The organism is Bacillus solimangrovi, from assembly GCF_001742425.1.
In the GTDB taxonomy this organism is placed as follows: Bacteria; Bacillota; Bacilli; order Bacillales; family Bacillaceae_N; genus Bacillus_AV; species Bacillus_AV solimangrovi.
This window is the reverse complement of record NZ_MJEH01000008.1, coordinates 1-22,285: the sequence shown is the minus strand read 5'-3', so window position 1 is coordinate 22,285 and position 22,285 is coordinate 1. Positions and strand designations below refer to the sequence as shown.

Below are 22,285 nucleotides of genomic sequence, written 5' to 3'. Positions count from 1 at the left end.
CTTGTCACCGTTAGGCGGGCGCTTTGCGCTTTTGTTAAAAGGGGGATAAACAATGTCAGTCGTACTTGAAATGAAGAACATTACGAAAGAGTTCCCTGGTGTGAAAGCACTCGATCAAGTTAATTTCGTTGCCAAAAAAGGCGAAATTCATGCGCTGTGTGGTGAAAACGGTGCAGGTAAGTCAACGTTAATGAAAGTATTGAGTGGGTTGTATCCAAGCGGTACGTATGATGGAACACTTGAGATTAACGGAAAAGTATGTGAATTTAAAACGATTAAAGATGCTGAAAAAGCGGGGATTTCAATTATCTATCAAGAATTAGCATTAGCAAAACAAATGACAGTTGCAGAAAACCTCATTCTCGGAAATGAGCCTGCAAAGTTCGGGATTATCAATAAAAACATCATGTTCAAAGAAGCTGAAAAATGGTTGAAAGAAGTAGGGTTAAAAGGGGTTAATCCTGAAACGATTACTGGAACGTTAGGAATCGGGAAGCAACAGTTGATTGAGATTGCAAAAGCGTTATCCAAAAATGCAAACATTTTAATTTTGGATGAACCGACAGCGGCTTTGACAGAACAGGAAGTTAGAATCCTTTTAGATATTTTATTAGAGTTCAAAGAACGTGGTGTGACATGCATCTATATCTCTCACAAATTAAATGAAGTATTTGAAATCGCAGATACGATTACTGTTTTACGAGATGGACAAACAGTGTCTACCCAACCTGCATCAGAGTTAACAGAGGATAAAGTTATCTCTTTAATGGTAGGGCGAGAAATTAAAGAGCGTTTCCCTCGTATCAAAGCTGAACCGAAAGAAACCGTTTTGTCTGTTCGTGATTATTCTGTATTTGACCAAGAAAATGCATCGAAAAAGCTCGTGGATTCTGTTAGCTTTGACGTTCGTAAAGGTGAAATTCTTGGTATCTCAGGATTGATGGGATCTGGTAGAACAGAACTTGTTATGAGTCTTTTTGGTGGTCTACAAGGTGGAAATTCAGGTGAAGTGTTAATCGATGGGAAGAAAGTAAAGATTAAAAATACGAAGCAAGCGATTCAACAAGGACTTTCTCTCGTATCAGAGGACCGAAAGAAATACGGTTTGATTCTAGATATGGACATTAAGAGTAATATTTCGATTTCTAGCTTACCTTCTATTTCTAATCGTCAGGTGATCAACAAAAATGAAGAGATTTCTCACGGAAATAAATATATTGATTCACTGAGAATAAAAGCAAATTCAGTAGAGACAGTAACAGGAACATTAAGTGGTGGAAATCAACAAAAGGTCGTACTAGGTAAATGTCTAATGACAAAACCGAAAGTGCTTATCTTGGATGAACCGACAAGGGGTATCGATGTTGGTGCAAAGTTCGAAATCTATAACTTAATGAATCAATTAATTAGAGAAGGCGTGGCTATAATCATGATTTCTTCTGAATTACCTGAAGTAATGGGAATGAGTCACCGAATTATGGTTATGTCTGAAGGGCAAAAAGCAGCGGAATTCGTTGCAGAAGAAGCAACACAAGAAAAAATTATGGTAGCCGCAACGGGAGGAGTGACAGTATGAATACCGCTAAGAAAATAGATGTAACAGAAACAGCTGTTGATGTGAAAGAAAAGAAAATACATTTGTTCAAAATGGACATCCGTGCGTACACGATGATTGGTGCGTTATTAACAATTTGGATCTTATTCTCATTATTGAATGATACATTTCTAACACCTCGAAATCTATCAAATCTATTTCTACAAATGTCTGTAACCTCCATTCTAGCAATTGGTATGGTACTTATTATTGTAGCTGGTCAAATTGATTTATCAGTAGGTTCACTAGTTGGGTTAACAGGTGGGGTTGCAGCGATCTTAAATGTATGGCTCGGTTGGCATCCAATTCTTGTTATTATTGCAACAATTGTACTAGGTATGATTATCGGTTTGGTTCAAGGTTGGTGGGTCGCCTATCGGGCAGTTCCAGCCTTCATTGTAACTCTGGCAGGTATGTTAATATTCCGAGGGATATTAACAGGGATTACGAATAGCCGTACAGTAGCACCACTTTCTCCAGGATTGAAAGTATTAGGTCAAGGTTACATTCCAGCATTGGTTGGATTAATTATTGCAGGTATTGCTGTATGTTTAACTATTTTCTTCATGACGAAAAAACGTAAAGATAGAATTAAATATGGTTTCCCAGTAATTCCAACAAGCTGGACGGTAGGTATTATGCTTTTAACAGCTGCTGGAATTATCGGATTCGTTATGCTAATGAATGCATATCAAGGAATTCCAATTCCATTTATCATCGTAATTGTTTTAGCTATCATCTTCACGTTTATTGCAAAAAATACTGTCTTCGGTCGTCAAGTGTATGCATTAGGTGGAAATCCAGAAGCAGCAGCATTATCTGGTATTGATATTAAGAAACGTATCCTTATGATCTTTGTATTAGGTAATACATTAGCTGCAATTGCTGGTCTGATTTTAACAGCACGTGTTAATGCGGCAACAGTTGGGGCAGGAACGATGTACGAGCTTGATGCAATTGCTGCGTGTGTTATCGGTGGAACGAGTCTTATGGGTGGAGTCGGAACGATTTCTGGTGCACTAATCGGTGCGCTCGTAATGGCAAGTCTAGATAACGGTATGAGTATTATGAACATTGATTCATTCTGGCAATTGATTGTAAAAGGTAGCATTCTAGTTCTAGCGGTATGGGTTGATATGGTAAGCCGTAAGAAGCAAGCTAAAGCATAATTTAATAGCAACATAGTCTTCCTTATGTGGATTCATCTTCTAGTAAGGAAGACTTACTTTCTATAGAAAGAGAGTTATATTTTTTGGAGGTGATGTTCATCAGACAATAACATTTCCTATTCGTTCTGAACTAATTGTTTCTTTGCTTTGTTTGTGTGTGAGTGACTTTTATGAATTTTACCAGAATTGCACTTCAGAAGTGTACAATATTTGGAGATATTTCGTAATTGAACTAATTTTGATACATACAATAATTAATTTTCTTCTTAATAATTTTTTCTTATTCACTTCTTCTTCAAGACTTATCATCATGTGTAAAAGTAAAAAGTCACCAGTTTGATTCTCCTCATGAAATGACATCTACAGAAATTATTCTATTCGTAATTAAAATCAAAAGGTATGGAGGTAATACAATTGAACAAAAGAACAGTATGGAACAAATTATTTACAATTGTCCTAAGTATTAGCATGATTGTCGGAACTTTTGCAGCTTTCTTCAACACAAGTAATGTTGCTAGCGCTGAAGAAATGCCATTATATAAGGATGCAAATGCTTCAACTCCAGATCGTGTCGCAGACTTACTTTCTAGAATGACACTAGATGAAAAGATCGGTCAAATGACACAAGTAGAACGAAACAGTATTGGAGCAGATAGCAATTTAGCAACGTTTAATATCGGATCTGTATTAAGTGGAGGTGGATCTGCACCATCACCAAATACTCCGGAAGCATGGGCTAACATGTATGATGGTTATCAAAGAGCTGCATTACAGTCTAATCTTCAAATTCCAATTATTTATGGAATTGATGCGGTTCATGGAAATAACAATGCATATGGAGCGACGATATTTCCACATAATATCGGCTTAGGTGCTGCTCGTAACCCTGAACTACTGCGAGAAATTGGGAGAGCAACAGCTGAGGAAGTTGCTGGAACAGGAGTTGACTGGACGTTTGCACCTTGCTTATGTGTAAGTAGAGATGAGCGTTGGGGAAGAACATATGAGAGCTATGGAGAAGATCCAGAGATTGCAAGCTCTTATGTGACGATCATTGAAGGACTACAAGGAGACTTACGTGATTCTGGTACTATTTTAGCGAATGCTAAGCACTGGGTCGGAGATGGTGGCACATTAGGTGGCGATGACCAAGGTGATACAGTACTATCTGAGCAAGAATTAAGAGAAATCCATATCCCTCCATTTATCGATGCGATTGAAGCAGGTGTTGGATCAGTAATGGCTTCATTTAGTAGTTGGAATGGAGAGAAACTTCACGGTCATAAATATCTTCTTACAGACGTGTTAAAAGATGAACTAGGTTTTGAAGGATTTGTTGTATCAGATTGGGCTGGAATTGATCAGTTACCAGGTGATTATGCGAGTGATGTGAGAAATTCGATTAATGCTGGAATAGATATGGTTATGGTGCCTCAAGACTATAGAACATTCATTAATACTTTACGTATTGAAGTGAATGAAGGACGAGTTCCAATGTCACGTATTGATGATGCTGTTAGTCGTATTTTAACGCAAAAATTTGAACTTGGCTTATTTGAACAACCTTTCACAGATAGAACATATACATCAACAATCGGATCACAAGAGCACAGAGATATTGCGAGAGACGCTGTACGTCAATCTCTTGTTCTATTGAAAAATGAAGGTGACATTCTTCCATTAGATCAAGGTTTGGATAAAGTATTCGTTGCTGGTAAAAATGCGAACGATATCGGAAACCAATCTGGTGGTTGGACAATTACGTGGCAAGGTCAGAGCGGAGATATTACACCAGGAACGACGATTCTAGAAGGTATTCAAAGCACTGTATCTCCAAGCACTGAAGTAACATTTAATGAATCCGGTGATGGAATAAATTCAAGTTATGACGTAGCTGTAGTTGTTGTTGGAGAAACTCCTTATGCTGAAGGTGAGGGAGATCGACCAAACGATTTAAGACTTGATCAAACAGATCTTGCTACACTACAAACAATCCAAAGCACGGGTGTACCGACTGTCGTTATTTTAGTGTCTGGTAGACCGATGGTTGTTACCGACGAATTAGCAAATTGGGATGCATTTGTTGCAGCATGGTTACCAGGAACTGAAGGTGACGGTGTAGCTGAAGTTCTCTTCGGTGTCGATGGTTATGAATTCACTGGTAAACTGCCATTTACTTGGCCACGTTCAGAATCTCAAATTCCAATGAATGTGGGTGATGCATCATATGATCCTCTATTCGAATATGGGTTTGGTTTAGAATATGGTGACGTTGTTATACCTCCAGTGGTTGATCCAATTGATGCATTTGAAAGAATTGAAGCAGAAAGCTTTAACTCTATGAGTGGCGTTCAAACTGAAGAAACTACTGATGTTGACGGCGGTGAAAACGTAGGCTGGCTTGACAATGAAGACTATCTTGTATTTAACAAAGTGGACTTTGATGATGGAGCAACTGGAGTAGAAGCCAGAGTCGCTTCTCAATCAGCTGGAGGTACAATTGAATTTAGATTGGATAGCACGAACGGAGAGTTAATTGGAACGGTTGATCTTACAAATACAGGTGGCTGGCAAGATTGGGTAACAAATACAGCTGCTGTTTCAAACGCAACAGGCATCCATGACTTGTATGTCGTGTTCAAGGGTGAAACGCAAGAGGGAATTGGAAACTTGAACTGGTTTGTTTTCACAAAGGAAATGGGAACGACACCACCTACTGGTGAAGATAAAATTGAAACAGATGAATACACAATTGAAATGGTTAATGATGATCCAACGAGTGTGACGTTTATCTTTACTCCTACTCTAGAAACTTCTTCATTTGTTGACTTACATTATAAAGTGAATGATGGGGTACAACAAAATGTAAAAGCAACGGAAAACGGTGATGTTTGGGAGTATACTGTAACTGGCTTACAAGAAGGAGATTCATTAAGCTTCTACTATACGTATGAGAAAGAAGGATTAGCATACGATACACCAGAGTATGACTATACAAATTAATTTTCTATATTGTTGTGATGAAAAGGGCTGCGGTTATTGCAGCCCTTTTTATAGGAAAAGAAAGTATAACAGTTAGAGAGGTTTAGCTACACGTTCCATAGGCTTGCAGTCATAAGATAAATTTGTAAGAAGGTAAAGAGTAATTTTACCGCCAATAGGTGGGCACCTTTCTTAAAAAGATCCTTAATTATAGAAAAGGGGCGATTAGGTGAAGAGAAAGCAAACGATTAAGCGAAAGTTACTATTTATATATTTATCAATCTTAATTAGCATGGTTGGTATAAATGCCCTTATCACATATGCAGGTAAAACATCAATTAAGAAGTATGAAGAAATGACAAGTAGTCTCATCATGGAGCAGAATTTGAAAAATCAAACCGAAGCAACATTTAATACGTATTCGGAGATGATGATCAATTATACAGACGAAGCAAAAGCAACTTATCAAGCAGAATTACATAAATTAAACAACCTCCTTCAAGAAATAGGGAATAAGATAGAGTTTGAGGAAAGTATAATAACATATAAAGGTGTCGTTAATACAGTTGAACGTTTGCAAAATGAATTTCAGCAAGGCGAACAGAAGCTAGAGCAAAATCGCTTAACTATTGAAGCTAAACAGCATTTGAATAAGGCACGTGAAATCGTCGAGTTTATTGATGAAAATACAAACGAACTAATTTCTAAGGAACTGAACTATACGGAACAAATGCAAAAGGAAATTAAGCAGAAGTTTGAGTTTCAATTCTACCTTCAGCTAATTTTATTCGGCCTCATTATAATTGGTAGCACATGGCTTATTATTCGATTTGCTAATCATACGAAAAAGCGTTTGAAAATGATTGAACGAGCAGCGAAGCAGTTGGAAAATGGAAATTTACAACATACCTCAATTGAGAATCTAATTAAAGGTTCAGATGAAATCGCTGGGTTAGCAATATCCTTTGAAACGATGAAAAAATCAATTACGGAAATGATTATGCAGATGAAGACGAGTGGTAATGAAATCCAGCATGCATCTCAACATTTATCGCATATGATGGATAGAAGTAGTGAAGTGAATGATACAATTGTCAATTCGGTGTATCTCGTAAGTGAAACGGCAAATGAACAGTGCAATCTCGTTGATTCCTCTGTAGAAAATATAGATTCTTCCTTGCAAACGATTCAGAAAATCTCTCAGTACTCACAAGAGATGATGCATGGAGCAAATATTTTAAATGAAGAAACGATCAATGGTCAACGGATCGTACATGCAATGATAAGTAGTTCAATGGAAGTGAATGATTTTCTCACGCATTTTAAAGAGTTAATTTTGGACTTGAATAAGCGATCGAATGAGATTACTCAAATTATTGAACTTATTACAACAGTAAGTAGACAAACGAATTTATTATCACTGAATGCAGCGATTGAAGCAGAACGATCTGGTGCAGCAGGAAGAGGATTTGCTGTTGTGGCGAAAGAAATTCGTAAGCTTGCAGAGCAGACGAACGAAGCTTCCAACAAAATTGGTACGATTATTTCAGGTATACAAACAGATGTTGATGAGGTAAATACAAGGGTCACTGGCGAAATGTCACACATTGTTGAAGAGCGAAATGAACTTGATACTTCTACACAAGAAGCATTTGTAACAATGTCTACTCATTCCAATCAATTAAAAGAAAAGATCCACCAAGTGAATGAACGAATTTTGTCATTAGAAAAAGAATTAACATCACTAAATGGAGGAATGCAACAATTGAGTGAGATGTCAACTGCACTAGCAGTAGACAGCCAGCAGTCATCAGCAGCAACTGAAGAGCATGCACATAGCATTGGAGAGGTAAATAAGGAAGTCATGCGCCTTAAGCAATTGGGAATTGATAATGAAGAGCTGATTCAGCACTTTGATGTGTTAGATGAGGACAATAAAGAAGAGGAAGGTAAGATTTAAGGTCATTTCTTTTGGGGGAAACTTTAAAAATAACTGGGATTCACAGTTTAAATTACAAAGCAAAAGAGCTCAGTTCATTTTATATACTCCCCTTGTGGTAGATAGGTTTAATAATAAAACTTGTTTATCTTTAGGGGAACTTCTTCCAATAAAGCTTTTTTTGTTGAATCAACCAATCATAATGAGAAAAAATTACAAAAAGGATAGTTTACATAATTTATCTTTCTTATTGCCTACTTAATCTCTCTATTTCAGATTCAACTTTATAAATTCTTTTATTTAATACTTCTGTTTTGTTATCAACATGCTCGGCAATTTTCTCAGTATATGTTCCTAAGTTTTCAATTATATTTTTTTGTAACTTGTCTAATCCAGCTTCTAGTCTCATTTGACCCTCTTTTAGTTCACTTGTGTCTTCTTTAATGTCTCCTAGTTCATTTAAAATTTGGTTTAATATCTTTTCCATATTTTTTTCCTCCTTTCTAATGAGCTTCTTTCTATATGATAACATTATTTAGCTGTAACGACACTTAACTTTTCATTATTAGAAAAAGAATTAACTATACTTAAAAGATACAGAAAAACTTGTTGATTTACATTCAGGTTCATTTTCAAAAGGTGCCGAAGTAAGTACTAATAGTATCAATATGCCTTCTAACTTAAAATTTTCATCATCAGGAATTTGGAAGCTCCTTGTTTATATTGATGGGGAATTGTATGAAAGTATCGTAATAGAGGTTGAATAGTAGTTATATTGCATCAAGCAACAGAACATTCTATTGATGGTCAATAATTAAACAAAAAATGCTTGGAGAAATTTTAAATATATTAAACTAATAAGAGGATATTATGTTCAATATATGAGCAATTAAATAGACGTTGTCAATAATGTTTTATATGTATAAAATGCAATGAAACATTTATTCGTTTTTTAGTGGAGTACAGCCCTTAGCGGGAGGCGTAGTGAGGTCTTTAGACCGTTCGTTACTATTTTTCAGGGTGAAGTGTTATGAGGGTAAAAGAAAATCTTATAGAGAATAACAACAAGATATATATGTTACTAAATCAAGAGGAGTTCCCTGTAATTGGTAAATATTAAATCTTAATTATTGTGTCTTTATTTGAAGAAGTATTAAAACTGGAGGCAGTATCCTTTATTTCACTACGAAAAATAATAAAATCCCAATATATTGATGATGTGTAAGAAAATTAGTGTTATATGAATCAAACTATCAATTGTGAAAACAAAGCAAAAAGTAAATCTGGAGTGAAAATAATGTGTAAAGATAATTATAATAAAGCCATAGAATTGATAGAACAGTATAATGACATTGCTGATTTTATTGGAGAACAATCAGAAGTGATAGTGAACAAAGCAGAACAAGCTTTGGGATTTATTATTCCTCCTATGTATCGTGATTTTATAAAAAGATATGGCGCTGGTAACTTTGGAGCGGAAGAAATATATGGAGTAACAAGTGATAACTTTGAAAATTCTTCAGTGCCAGATGCTATTTGGTTTACAATCACTGAAAGAAGCGAATCAAATTTCCCACAACACCTTTTAATAATCTATGATACGGGGATGGGTGCATGGTATTGTCTTGATTTTAGCCAAGCTACACCAAATGGTGAACCGCCAGTTGTTTCATTTTTCTCCGGATTTAAAACAGGACAACAAAATAATAATATCGTTGCTAAAGATTTTGGAGAATTTCTGTTATCACTAGTTAAAGAAGAGATTGAAAATTAACTATGTCTCAGTTCGGAGAAACTGTGCAGTAAATCAGTTTGTTTTATTTTTCTAAATAATAGGATTTTCACTTAAGAACATAATTGGAGTTATCTCGAATTCAAGTCTTTAACTAAAAAGCATGAATGTAAAATACATAGTAAAAGGGATAATACATATTATATATGACTAATATGTATTATCCCTTATTTTTTATGACTTTTTATGATTTAGGTCTTGATAAAACACTTCCACGCATTTTTATACTTACTATGAATTTAAATGTTATCTACATAATTAAATTCACACGCATTTCCTTAAATGTTTCCTTCTATCTTTTATTGAATCTTGGAAAACCGATAAAAATTGCTATCGTTCCACAAATAGCGATTAAGATTGGATAAAATGCATATGGTAAAATTTCGATTGGTGAGATTGATGCAAAGCTTGCAGCAATAAGCATCTGTGCACCATACGGAATTAACCCTTGCACACTACATGAGAAGATATCAAGTACGCTCGCAGATTTGCGATTATCGATGTTGTATTCATCAGCAATATCCTTTGCAAGTGGGCCAGTTGTGATGATTGCAATCGTATTGTTCGCTGTCGTAACGTTTGTTGCACTAACAAGTCCTGCGATACTGAACTCAGCACCTTTTTTCGACTTAATATTTTTTGTCATGATGTTAAGAATGTACTGAATACCACCATTGTCTGTAATGAGTTGGACAATACCACCGATGATGATCGTTAATAAGATCAATTCAGACATACTACTGATGCCATCTGTAATTGCAGTTAAGAAGCTTGATAGAGTGTAACTACCATCTATTAACCCGATTGCTCCAGAAAGGATGATACCACTAGTCAAAATCACGAAAACGTTTAAGCCAATCAGCGCACCTATTAACACCCCAAGGTAAGGAAGTAGTTTCACAATAGTATATGCTTCGACTGTTACATCGGAATGTGCAGTAGGTGTTATGACGAGCAGAGTAATGATTGTAAGGATAGCTGCTGGAAGAACAATCAAAAAGTTTGTTTTGAACTTATCCTTCATTTCGGTTTTCTGTGTTCGTACTGATGCAATTGTCGTATCTGATATGATAGATAGATTATCCCCAAACATAGCTCCACCGATGACAGCACCCATTGCGAGTGCAACTGAAATGTCAGTTTGACTACTAATACTAACCCCAATTGGCGCTAGTGCTGCAATTGTACCTGTTGATGTTCCCATTGAAAGCGAAATGAATGCTCCAATGATGAATAAACCTACGATAAGAAAACTTTGTGGTAGAACGGAAAGTGCTAAATTAACAGTTGAGTCAACAGCGCCCATTCCTTTCGCTGTAGCAGAAAATGCACCTGCAAGCATAAAGATGAACACCATGATCATGATATCTGTATTCCCTGCACCTTTTGCAAAACGTTCAACTTTTGTCATGAACGGCGCTTTCCGGTTCATCACTAGTGCTAAAGCTGCTGCTATAAGCGCTGCTACAAGAATTGGTAGTTTATAAAAATCGCCTGTAATAATACCTGCTCCGATAAATAACCCTAAAAATATAATGAGTGGTAATAGTGCTAATGAATTGCCTTGTTGTTTCATGATTACACCTCAATTGTTATTTTTAAATAGAAAAAGATAAAACCCCAACTCATTCTGAGAAGAGGTTATCTATATAGCCACTAGTGGAAAAAATCTCTACTAGTTATCAATCTATATAATGAGAACACGATTAAAACAAGTGTTATCTTTTATCGGAAAGAGAAAAGCAACGCCTTAAATTATCTGTAATCAATGTATTTCTAAAACGTTATATTGTTGATAACAACATAAAAATTTATTCGTAAATATTATATTGAGAAAGATTCTTTTAATACTTTAAGTTGTTCCTATAAGAATGTCAAGAGTATATTTATTCAATATATAGTTATATTTATAATCGGAAAATTTGCAAAGATAGATAGATTGTCATTTGAATTTTAACAAAGGGTGAGCTATATTAAGCACGGTGTTTAAGGTGTAAATAATGGTTCTGAAACAAGTAATTGACAGTATAAAGGGATGGGGTTCTATGAGTTTATTACAAATCGTACAAAAGAAAAAGGAGAAAGTTGCGTCATTTGAATCATTAGTAGAAAAAAGCAAGAATCACCAAACGGTTCTTTCAGTTCAATCTGATGAAGATATACATAAGCAGTTACAATTAATTAACTTAACAGAAGCTGATTTGGCAATCCTAAAACAGATTCAACCATTAATAAGTAGGAACATTGAACAATTTACGTCGGGGTTCTATGAAGCTCTTCAAAAAGTTGGAGAATTAGATAGAATTATTAGAGATAATAGCTCGGTTGAACGACTAAAGAATACGTTAAATGTGCATATTATTGAAATGTTTAACGGAGTAATTGATGCTGATTTTATTCAAAAACGAAATCAAATTGCACAAGTACATCTTAGAATCGGATTACAACCAAAGTGGTATGTGGCTGCATTTCAGCATTTGTTCTTAAATATTATGGATATTATTTTTCAAGATGAAGAAGAACTACATAATGAACAAGAACGAGCACAATCACTAATAGTTGTTAGTAAAATAATAAATTTAGAACAGCAGATTGTATTAGACGCATATGAGAAGAAAAATGCACGCCAAGTTGAAGAGAATGAAAAAAATAAGCAAGAAGTTAAGGCATCAATTAGTGAAACGACTGAAGAACTTACTACGATGATAGTTCAAGCAACAGCAGCTATTCAAGAAATTGTTGCTCAATCTCAAGGAATCTATAAGATTGCGAAAAATGGTACGGACTTATCGAAGGTTGCTGAGAAAAATACAATTCAAGGTCAGCAACAAATGGACCAATTACATGAAAATATGAACCAAATTGATCAAACCGCGATTAAAATAACGAATAATATAAACATGCTTGAGAAGACATCAGTACAAATTGGGTCAATCGTTGATGTGATTACAACGGTCGCTGAACAAACGAACTTGCTTGCGTTAAATGCTGCGATTGAGGCGGCACGTGCAGGAGAGCACGGTAGAGGGTTCGCGGTTGTTGCAGATGAGGTACGGAAGTTAGCTGAACAAACGAGGTCATCAGCAACACATGTAACTGAACTCGTAAATTCAACAGCGGAGCAAGTAGGTTATGTGGTGTCTGATATCAATGCTGTTAATTCTTTTGTTCGAAAAGGAAATGACAGTATGGGAACGGCGTCAGAATCACTTCAAAATATATTGAGGTCTATGAATGAAAATAAAAAACAAAGTGAATTCATCATGAAAGAAACGGAGACTTTTACTGAGATTATCACTAGTATGGGCCAAGCAGCTACCGACATTTCCTCGTTTGCAGAGGACTTAAATCGAGTGATGAAAGAATACTAATAGTAGTAAAAAGAAAACGTTCATTAGCTTCAATGTGCTAAGTATCATTCAATCTCTTTTTTGGAGAAATATACAATATTATAAAGGTATGAAAAGCTTAGTTGTCGTATTTTTCAATCGTAAAGGGGGGATTATACTTGTTTCGAAATAATAGAGGACAGGTACGTTCAGGCTGGCTCATAATGTTAACAATGTTTTTGTTTCTTATTTGTAGCATTGTATTTGCTTTTCCTGGAACAGTTTGGTTCAATGTGATAAACGAAGAAGCTATATACATGTCTAATAGTGAATATATGCGTGCATTAAGTAAGCTTCCATGGGTTGAACTAGCGATGAATGGTGGAGCAGTGGTTGGAGGAATTATTGCAACAATACTTGCTTGGAAGTTCATAAACAAACAGAATGTAAAGGATTTAGGAATTTCTATTAATTCTGTAAATATGAAGGATTTTGTTGTTGGTATTGGGTTAGGAGTTTTGTCGATGACGTTGATCTTTACGATATTAGTCATGTCAGGAAGCGTTGAGCTTGAACAGAGCTTGTTAGAACCAGTCTTCTCGGTACAATCCGTAAGCTTTCTTATTTTATATATACTAGTAGGTTTCTCAGAAGAGATGTTAGGGCGTGGCTATATTATGAAGACGATGTTAGATAGAGGTAATTCAAAGCTCGTAGCTCTCATAACTTCTTCGATAATATTTTCATTGTTACATAGTATGAATCCGAATGTTAGTATATTAGGTTTGATGAATATAGTATTTGTCGGAATTTTGTTTGCCTATATGTATCTTGCTACGAATAGCCTTTGGATGCCAATTGGTTACCATATTACGTGGAATTACTTTCAAGGCAACGTCTTTGGATTTCCTGTTAGCGGTATTCAATCACAAAGTATATATGAAGTCAGTTTAATAGAGGGAAGAGATTTGTTAACTGGTGGAACATTCGGACCTGAAGCAGGTCTATTAGCCACAGTCGTCATTATGTTAGGAATTGTGTTTACGAAAATATATAGTCATCGAAGAGAAGAGCAGAGTTTTGACATGTAATTATATAAGCAGGTAATCGAGCTAACGATTTATATTGAGTCGTGGCTCGTTTTTTATACAGTTTAATAGCCCTAACGAATAGTAAAGTGTGAAGGGGAGTATTATATATTTAGTAAAAGGGCTCATAGTTCAAAACTTTAGCTTTTCTTGAACTGTGAGCCCTTTGACATAAATGTTGAAGGGTATTTCTATTATTTTATTTATTACTTTATCTATAGGTAGAGAGGGACAAACGGTGTAAGTATTTCTTTTCTGTCTCTTCTAATGCAAATACTCTGCGTCTTTAATTGGCCAGTAAACAATTTGTGCTTCACCAATAATTTTATCCATTGGGATAGTACCTATAAGTCTACTATCTACACTAGGCCGTCGGTTATCTCCTAATACAAACAATTCACCATCAGGAACGACATCAAAACCAGTTAGCTCTTCTAGTGTGAAATCAAAGGTTAAGTTGCCTTCTATTTCTTTCTTTAGTTCATCTAAATATGGTTCATCTATTGGCTCTCCATTAATGTATAGCACATCATCTTTATAAGCGACATGATCACCTGGAAGTCCAATAACTCGTTTAATATAATCCTCATCCTCAGTTGCTTCAAATACGACAACATCAAAACGTTGTGGTTCACCAATTGAATAATTAACCTTATTCACGATCATTCGATCTTGATCCTGAAGTGTTGGCACCATTGATTCTCCATCTACAATAATGGGCGCAAAGAGGAAATAACGTATTATTGCTGCCAATGCTATAGCTATTATGAATGCTTTAATCCATTCTCTTGACTCACTCTTTGTATTGGTCATGATAAATCCTCCTTCATATAGAAGTTATTTTTCATTATAACATGTACGAATGTTCATTTATTGTATTTAACATTTTTGTAATATAAACCCTTTTAATCTCATGTGCAAAGTTGATACCTCTTATTAATTACTTGTTGTTATCGGAATGGTCAATTTTTGATTTCTAAATAGAAAATTTTGTATGATTTCTTAAGATACAGTTTGTAAATGAAAACTTAGGTGTACATTGTTTGCATCAAATTCCTCTCGTTTTGATTTAGGAAGGCTAAGATCTTACTTTGCGTATATTCGATTGACTTATTTACAATTGTTTTTTATCCAGAATTGTTTTATGATTGTGTAATTTACAAAATTCTAAAGATGAGGTTTACGCATATGGATATTTTAGAACGTGCTACACAAAGAAAGAAATTGGCTTTAGAAATTCTTGAGAAATTAAATCTGTTAGAAAGGTGGGCTGCAATTGGTGAAACATATTTAGTAGGAGCAGCAGCGTATGATTTAATTGTCTCTCATGACATCGATATAGAAACTTTTTCTGAAGCCCCTAATGTACATAAAGTGTTCGAACTATTAACTTCTTTATCTAGTGATCCTAACGTCGTGCAAATTAAATATCATAATTATATGGATTCTCCATTTAACGGATTATATTTCAAACTATTATATAGAGATAGTCAATTAAATGTTTGGAACATAGATATGTGGCTGTTTTCTAATGACCATAAAGGCCCACAGTCTAAAAACTTAGTGCAAGATATGTTGCAAACCTTAACAGATGATATGAAGATCTCAATCTTATTAATTAAAGAAGAGTTAGTTAGAAAAGATATAAAATATTCCTCCATTTACATTTATCAAGCAGTAATTGATTATAATATTCGAACGACAGAAGAATTTTTTGACTGGGTGAAAACGAAAGAGATGAATAAATTAACAACTTGGAAACCAAAAATTAGAAATTAGAAAAAATGAATGGGGATGTTATGTATGATTATAAAAGCGAATATTGAACTCGACAGCGATGATTGTAGGGGTAGCCACTCATCCAGAACATAGAGGAAATGGTCTTGTTAGTATGGTTATGGAATCTTTATTAATCGAAGTTTTAAAAGAAGGGAAAGTAGTAGGGTTGCTTTATGATAATCCTCACGCTGGTGGTCTATATAAGAAGTTAGGTTTTCAAGATATAGGTAAGTGGGTTATTTATAAAATAGAGTAGAGTTAATTTGAAAAGTTGTTTTATTTGGTTAACGACTAAGTGTAGTTAGGATGATTTCATCTTGATGTTTCTGTTGAATAGTAACAAGAGGTTTATTCTAACAAATTTCAATTTGTCAGTTTCCATTAAATAATATTATTTTAGTTTTTTGCTAGGAGATATACTATCCTCTACACATTTTTCTGGTATCAATTTGATAGGTGTCCAACTCCCATTTAAGTTTTGTCTATATTGGGCGACTTCAATGTCAGTTCCATTTGTTAATTCAAAAAATATAAAAAGGTACACAAAACCATCCGTACCAGTAAAAACGATGTTCTTCACATACCCACTTTGAATCGTTGGATACCTTGTCTTGACGAGTTTACACCAATTTCCGTATTTCGCTTCAATAACACTTTCAGCATTATGATCCCAGCCATGGTAAGCAGCACACAAGAAATCTTCTCCGTGTAATACGATATTATTAATTTTATAGCCGTCAGTTTCTTTAAGAACAGTTATATATCCATAGTAGTAAGCAAAGTAAGTTACATCCTTTGCGGACCCTTCTATTGTTTCTAATTCTATGAAATAACGCCAGTTTTTTAATGAATTAGAGTGACTGTATATCCTTTGCAATTTTATAAGATTAATGTGAGCTATATTGTTAAAAGAATGAACAAACTCATTGTAATTTACTTTTTTTTGATAGCTTTCTGTTAGAAAATGATAAGCGATTGGATATGGAAGAGTAGCCATGCCGACAGTACCACACCCACCTACCTTTCCTTCAGGGAAGATTGCTGCCTCCATTAGGACACTATAATAGTTTATTATTGTCGCTTCAGGTGATGTTGTTAAGTATTGAGGTAATTGAATTTCTGACACATCTACTTTATAGTACGGATGAAAAAATGTAGAAGAGACTTGATAATTAAGGGCAGGTAAGTGAGAGGGACGAAAGTACTTTTGATTAACATTTACATTACCAATACGAAGACCCTCTAAGTTTTCTTGCTTGCGTTCTCTTTTTTGAAGAAAACCTCCCATTAATAAAACTTCAGTATCCAAACTAATCCCTCCCTTAATTTATCCTATTGTGGTTATGTATAATCGATGCTTAGTAAAATTAAAGATATGTAGTTTTATTGATTACCATCAAAAGGGTTACCTGAAAATTTTTGAACCAAAAATCACCTTATATGACAGGAACATAGGAAATAATTTAGTTAAGTAATAAGTTTACATAGGATATTTTGACTCAGGAGGAACAGGTAAAAAAGGTCATAGATGACAGCATCTTTAGTCATTGTGATGTTATAAAATTTATATGTGTGATGCAAAAAAATGATGTAGAGACGATTATTTTCACGATGATCGCATTGTCTTTGAAAAAAAACAAGTCCAATATTCATATATCCACTAACTGTAAGAAATTTTATTTCATCCTAATACTTATAATAAATTTTAGCTTTTAAATGCATCAGGTGCTGAGGGAGGTGATATATTAGAATTAGCTGAAAATGGATAGGTGTTATTAATTAATTTAATAATAGCTTTACTAAAGGTAGAGTCAAAATTACGTTAGTTTTCTCGGGGCGAAAATTTAGTTAGTAGAGTCGTTTCTCGTTTTATGCAATATGATATGTGATTCAAAATAAAAAAACGTGTGTTTTTGAAAATTAGAATTAGATAATCTGGTGTATACAGTTGAAAAAATTTTAAGGAGTGACACATATGGAATCAATTCTTTTCAAAGAATTTAAGTTAAAAAATGGAACTAAAATAAAAAATCGATTTTTCAAAGGGGCAATGAGTGAAGCACTAGCAAATAAATACCATCAACCTACAGAAGCAATTTATCATTTATATGAAAAATGGGCACTCGGTGGTACAGGTATTGTCGTTACTGGAAATGTAATGGTGGACAAAAGAGCGTTAGGTGAATCGAGAAATGTCGTTGTAGAAGATGAGAGTATGCTTCCTTTTTTAGAGAAATGGGCAGAGAGAGGGACAATTAATGATACACATTTATGGATGCAACTGAATCATCCTGGTAAGCAAGCTCCAAAAGGTATCGTTAAAGAAACTGTTGCGCCATCAGCGATTCCTTTGCACGAAAGTATAAGTAAATTTTTTCCTCACCCCAGAGAACTAACAAGTTCAGAAGTTTCTGATTTAATTCGCAGATTTGGAAACAGTGCAAAGATTGCTAAAAAAGCTGGATTTACTGGCGTACAAATCCATGGTGCGCATGGTTACCTTATTAGTCAATTTCTATCTCCGAGACATAACCAACGTAAGGATGAGTGGGGAGGAGACATCGATGGAAGGATGAAGTTTTTAATAGAAGTATATAGAGAGATCCGAAATCAAACTGGCTCGTTCCCAATAAGTGTGAAGATGAACTCAGCTGATTTTATGAAAGCGGGTTTTACCGAAGAAGAAGCGATGTATGTCGCTGGACAGTTAGAAAAAGAAGGAGTCGATTTACTAGAGATTTCGGGAGGATCTTATGAAAATCCGCAAATGACTGGTAGAAATGTGAAGGCGAGTACAAAACAAAGGGAAGCGTATTTCCTTGAGTTTGCAGAAAGGCTGAGACAAACCGTACACATTCCTTTAAGTGTTACAGGCGGATTTAGATCAAAGAATGGGATGGAAAATGCTATTCATGCGAATGCGACTGACTTTATAGGAATTGCTCGGCCACTAGCAGTTTATCCAGATCTTCCGAATTTAATCGCACAAAATAGTATACAGGAAGTCGTGTTATCCGAAAAGAAAGTTGGTGTGAACATTATCGATAATAAGATGCCATTTGAGGTGCTGTGGTATTCACAACAAATGGAAAGGTTAGGAAAGGGGAAAAAGGTAAAGCCTAATCATCCTGTTTGGATATCTCTACTTCAAGCTGTATTAAAAAATGGCAAAGAAGCTATACAGCTACAAAGAGCTAAATAATGATTTTAAATAGTAACCTTGTTTCAATGCTGGAATATGACATGAACTAACTAACAAAAAACGGTCCGTCTTTTAGTATTAGCAAGGCAAATTACATCTGAATTTCTAAATAACGGGGCGGAATAACGTTACATAATAGAAATAGAAATTCGTGACGAAAGTGTTCAAGCGAATGGAGATGACTGGTTATTAAAATGTGCATCTATATAAAAAATCCGCAAAATTTTGAAGCGATTTATAAGTTTGATTCGTATATGTAATATCGCATAATTTTATAACACGGTGTGGTAGTTTTGTTTGTAAGGGGGAGCATCATGTTTACTATATTTTTAACAATTGTTTTTATTATCCCTTTATATGGCGTGTTAATTTGGACTTATTTTAATCCAGAGGAAAGTATAATGTTCGGGAATAGGTGGAAGTATAAGGAAGATCCAGAGCTATCCGAAGAACATATTCGATATACTAAACTCTCTACACTAATTGTTATGGTTGGGTTGCCTATTATTGCATTTAGTTATATTATAGACAATCAATTGCTCATCTTTATTTCAGTTATTAGTTTCTTCATGTCCTTCTTCATTTTGGTACTTAAAATATTTAAATGAAGAAATTCTTAATCGGTTACAGAGGGTTGAATAGAAAGTAATGAAATTATTGTTAATTGAAGCTTCAAATTTTCTCATTTTTTCGAGATGGGAAACTTTGAAGTTTTTTTATACCATTAAAAAGTTAATTGGAGAAGACAAATTGTCAGTGTGTATATTACAAAAATATTGAATAACTGAAAAGTTTTAAATGGTTTAATAAAAATTTTCAGAAATTTTGTTGCAAACTTGTAAATACATGCTATTATTTATTTTAGTACTGACTTGTACATACAAGTAATGGGGGTAATAAAACATAATGTGCTAATTTTACACTTTATGGATTTTTTCTTCTGATGATTGTGAATAAAATAATATTCCATATCATAAATAAGTTTCATTACATAGACAGACACACTTGGATTGGAGTACATACAACAATACAAATTTATGTTAGACATTCAATTTAAGTCTAGTATGTACACTGATTAAAAAAGAAGGTTAATTAAAATCTATTATGATAGTTTGTGTGTACTAACAATAATGATGTATATACTCATTTTATTTTGATTAATAGTTGATAAATTTTCTATCAGTCATTTAATTAATTTAACAGTTTTGGTAAGGGTGTGATTGAGATGTGAAAAAGTAAGTTATTAATTGTTATTAGATAAGTACTCATGATTGTTCAAATATTTAAACCTCGAAATTATAGTTTAAAAGTTATGTAGAAGTAACAATGAAGTTGCGAAATTTGTCTACATACGGGAGGAGTTTTTGAATGTGTAAAACTAGAAATAAGAAACGATTAGTTTCTATTCTCACAACATTTGCGTTAACGACACAAATGTTTCCGCTTTCATCTTCAACAAGTTATGCGAGAGTTATTGAAGACGATCCTAACGAAACATTTAGCCAAGAAATAAATAATACATCGATCATTACGAATGGATTACAAGGAACCTACTACTCTGATGCACAATTCACAGAACATCTATTAATACGTATGGAAGATTCGGATGCAATGTATGATCTTGATGCACTTAAGATTCCGAAAGTGTTTAAGGGGAAAATGGAAAATGTTCATTCGATTAAATGGGATGGAACGATTGAACCACAGTATTCAGAAGTATATACGTTTACAACATCTGACAATGAACATATTAAACTATGGGTCAACGATCAAATACTTATTAATGGATTGAATTTTGATCCACTCCCAATTCAAATGGAAGAAGGCGAGCTATATCATATAAGAGTTGCCTATAGTAATCCAGACGAACCGCTCACTGACCTTGATATTAAGTGGAGCAGTGAAAGCCAAGAAGAAGAGGTTATTTCAAAAGAACATATTTTCTTACCAGTACACAGTGAGGATGCTGGAAATTCATTTTCACCTGAAGACCTACTTGTTGATGAATTAGAAGAAGTCATAGAAGAAATGTCAGAAGAATTACTTGAGATTCAAGAAGAAGTAATAGAATCAACAGAAGAACAAGTAGAAGAAACAGAAACGCCAGAACCAACAGAAGAACAAATAGAAGAAACAGAAACGTCGGAACCGTTAGAAGAACAAGTGGAAGAAGTAGAAACGGCTGAAACAATAAAAGAGCAAGTTGAAGAAGCAGAAATAACAGAACCAACAGAAGAACAAACTGAAGAAGCAGAAATAACAGAGTTAATAGATGAACAAGTTGAAGCAGGTGGAACGGAATCAACAGATGAACAAATTGAAACAGAAACGTTAGCTAAGAAAGTATCAGAAGTTGGTCTGTTCGGATCAACAGCAGCTTTAGATAATTTAGTAGGTCAGAATGATGAGCCTTCGAGTGTAGATACAGATAACGATGGAATAATAGACTACTGGGAAATGGAAGGGTATACGCATATTGCTGGTCTCGGATTAGTATCGTGGGAAGATGAATACGCTGAATTTGATGCACAAAGGTATGTTACATCACCATACAGAAAAAGTACAGATGAAGACCCATATAGTGATCTTGAGGAAGTAATGGGACAAGTCGATCAGGCAATCGATCCTCTTGCTACACATCCATTAGTACCGGCATTTCCTGATATTCAAGCAGAGATTGAAAGTATAACGATAACGCCTAATGAAATGATAACAACAACTGATGGTACAGTGTTGACGGAGGCTTGGAGTGATAGTACTGATAAAAGTAAAACCACGGCAAGCTCACTTGGTTTTAAGTCAGGGTTTGAAGTTGGTTTTGAAAAGAGCTTTGGCATAAAAGAAGGTGGCGCGAGTGCGAAAATTAACGGTAAGGTTTATGGAGAAGCGAATGGACAATGGGATAAAAGCAAGACAAAAACAACGACTCGTGTAGATAGCAAACAGGATACAACGAGCTGGAGTCAGGCGACAACAACGAATCCGTCAGAAGCTGCAACGAGTGTTTGGAATGTGAAATATACAAATAAAGGGACAGCACCAGCTTATGAAATTGTTCCTAGCTTGTCGCTACAAATTGGTGACAAAACCGCAGTTTCAATGGTACCAGCTAGTACGAATATAATTCAAAGTATAGCTCCTGATAATTACTATCCTAGTAATGGAACAATCGCATTGCAGTATATTGAATCAGGTACAGTGGATACGTTACCGATCAAGCTCACATTAGACCAAGTCCAATTAATTCAAATGGGTTACCCAATTTCACTAACTACCAATCAAATTAATGCAAAAGCGTTACAGCTTGACAATAATGGAGACCCATATTTGGATGACTGGAACAAATATAAGGTAGCAATTGATGCTGTATCAGCAAGTATTACGTATGTACATCCAGACAAGGGAGAAAAA

Annotated in this window: 16 protein-coding genes and 1 pseudogene; 13 read left to right on the top strand and 4 right to left on the bottom strand. The window is 34.7% G+C overall.

The features are described from left to right. The first annotated feature begins 52 nt into the window (after window positions 1–52). The 4 genes from BFG57_RS03640 to BFG57_RS03625 all read left to right on the top strand — a co-directional run bounded on the left by BFG57_RS03640 (window position 53) and on the right by BFG57_RS03625 (window position 7,705). Window positions 53–1,576 carry a xylose ABC transporter ATP-binding protein gene (locus BFG57_RS03640; RefSeq protein ID WP_069716114.1) on the top strand — a complete coding sequence of 508 codons (1,524 nt, stop codon included), beginning with the start codon at window positions 53–55 and terminating at the stop codon, window positions 1,574–1,576. Continuing rightward, the gene (locus tag BFG57_RS03635) at window positions 1,573–2,763 is read left to right on the top strand and encodes a sugar ABC transporter permease (RefSeq protein ID WP_069716113.1); all 1,191 of its coding nucleotides are present in this window, start codon (window positions 1,573–1,575) and stop codon (window positions 2,761–2,763) included. Before BFG57_RS03640 ends, BFG57_RS03635 begins: the two co-directional genes overlap by 4 nt. A gap of 414 nt (window positions 2,764–3,177) precedes the next feature. Continuing rightward, window positions 3,178–5,766 (top strand): glycoside hydrolase family 3 protein, encoded by a 2,589-nt coding sequence (locus BFG57_RS03630; RefSeq protein WP_069716112.1) that lies wholly within the window; start codon window positions 3,178–3,180, stop codon window positions 5,764–5,766. A gap of 208 nt (window positions 5,767–5,974) precedes the next feature. Continuing rightward, the gene (locus tag BFG57_RS03625; RefSeq protein ID WP_069716111.1) at window positions 5,975–7,705 is read left to right on the top strand and encodes a methyl-accepting chemotaxis protein; all 1,731 of its coding nucleotides are present in this window, start codon (window positions 5,975–5,977) and stop codon (window positions 7,703–7,705) included. Window positions 7,706–7,931: 226 nt separating this feature from the next. Here BFG57_RS03625 and BFG57_RS03620 read toward each other — a convergent pair whose 3' ends face one another. Next, on the bottom strand, window positions 7,932–8,171 hold the full coding sequence (locus tag BFG57_RS03620; protein ID WP_069716110.1) for a hypothetical protein: 240 nt from the start codon (window positions 8,169–8,171) through the stop codon (window positions 7,932–7,934). A gap of 753 nt (window positions 8,172–8,924) precedes the next feature. Between BFG57_RS03620 and BFG57_RS03615 the strand changes: the two genes are divergently transcribed. Then, the gene (locus BFG57_RS03615) at window positions 8,925–9,458 is read left to right on the top strand and encodes an SMI1/KNR4 family protein (RefSeq protein ID WP_245676698.1); all 534 of its coding nucleotides are present in this window, start codon (window positions 8,925–8,927) and stop codon (window positions 9,456–9,458) included. 310 nt (window positions 9,459–9,768) lie between these two features. Here the strand turns inward: BFG57_RS03615 and BFG57_RS03610 are convergent, their stop codons facing one another. Next, window positions 9,769–11,052 carry a Na+/H+ antiporter NhaC family protein gene (locus BFG57_RS03610; RefSeq protein WP_069716108.1) on the bottom strand — a complete coding sequence of 428 codons (1,284 nt, stop codon included), beginning with the start codon at window positions 11,050–11,052 and terminating at the stop codon, window positions 9,769–9,771. A gap of 424 nt (window positions 11,053–11,476) precedes the next feature. On the opposite strand from BFG57_RS03610, the pseudogene BFG57_RS19575 reads away from it, so the two are divergent. From BFG57_RS19575 to BFG57_RS03600, 3 genes and pseudogenes are all read left to right on the top strand, one after another. Beyond that, window positions 11,477–12,085 (top strand): annotated as a pseudogene (locus BFG57_RS19575) (protoglobin domain-containing protein); the annotation flags it as partial. A gap of 93 nt (window positions 12,086–12,178) precedes the next feature. Beyond that, window positions 12,179–12,847 (top strand): methyl-accepting chemotaxis protein, encoded by a 669-nt coding sequence (locus BFG57_RS19570; protein WP_425388465.1) that lies wholly within the window; start codon window positions 12,179–12,181, stop codon window positions 12,845–12,847. 137 nt (window positions 12,848–12,984) lie between these two features. Further along, a complete protein-coding gene (locus BFG57_RS03600) occupies window positions 12,985–13,896 on the top strand; it encodes a CPBP family intramembrane glutamic endopeptidase (protein WP_069716106.1) in 912 nt (303 codons plus the stop codon). A gap of 261 nt (window positions 13,897–14,157) precedes the next feature. Here the strand turns inward: BFG57_RS03600 and lepB are convergent, their stop codons facing one another. Then, window positions 14,158–14,706: a signal peptidase I gene (lepB, locus tag BFG57_RS03595; RefSeq protein ID WP_069716105.1), complete on the bottom strand. Its 549-nt coding sequence runs from the start codon at window positions 14,704–14,706 to the stop codon at window positions 14,158–14,160. Between the two features lie 375 nt (window positions 14,707–15,081). On the opposite strand from lepB, the gene BFG57_RS03590 reads away from it, so the two are divergent. Together BFG57_RS03590 and BFG57_RS03585 are read left to right on the top strand one after the other, a co-directional pair. Next, window positions 15,082–15,672, top strand: coding sequence for a hypothetical protein (locus tag BFG57_RS03590; protein WP_069716104.1), 591 nt, complete (start codon window positions 15,082–15,084; stop codon window positions 15,670–15,672). A 43-nt stretch (window positions 15,673–15,715) separates the two neighbouring features. Further along, a complete protein-coding gene (locus tag BFG57_RS03585) occupies window positions 15,716–15,928 on the top strand; it encodes a GNAT family N-acetyltransferase (RefSeq protein ID WP_069716103.1) in 213 nt (70 codons plus the stop codon). A 135-nt stretch (window positions 15,929–16,063) separates the two neighbouring features. Here the strand turns inward: BFG57_RS03585 and BFG57_RS03580 are convergent, their stop codons facing one another. Next, window positions 16,064–16,981, bottom strand: coding sequence for a hypothetical protein (locus BFG57_RS03580; RefSeq protein ID WP_245676697.1), 918 nt, complete (start codon window positions 16,979–16,981; stop codon window positions 16,064–16,066). Window positions 16,982–17,647: 666 nt separating this feature from the next. Here BFG57_RS03580 and BFG57_RS03575 point away from each other — a divergent pair. The 3 genes from BFG57_RS03575 to BFG57_RS03565 all read left to right on the top strand — a co-directional run. Beyond that, the gene (locus BFG57_RS03575) at window positions 17,648–18,874 is read left to right on the top strand and encodes an NADH:flavin oxidoreductase/NADH oxidase family protein (protein WP_069716102.1); all 1,227 of its coding nucleotides are present in this window, start codon (window positions 17,648–17,650) and stop codon (window positions 18,872–18,874) included. A gap of 314 nt (window positions 18,875–19,188) precedes the next feature. After that, a complete protein-coding gene (locus tag BFG57_RS18800) occupies window positions 19,189–19,482 on the top strand; it encodes a DUF6199 family natural product biosynthesis protein (protein WP_069716101.1) in 294 nt (97 codons plus the stop codon). A gap of 760 nt (window positions 19,483–20,242) precedes the next feature. Continuing rightward, the coding region (locus tag BFG57_RS03565; RefSeq protein WP_139125050.1) for a binary toxin-like calcium binding domain-containing protein at window positions 20,243–22,285 on the top strand (2,043 nt) is incomplete at its 3' end.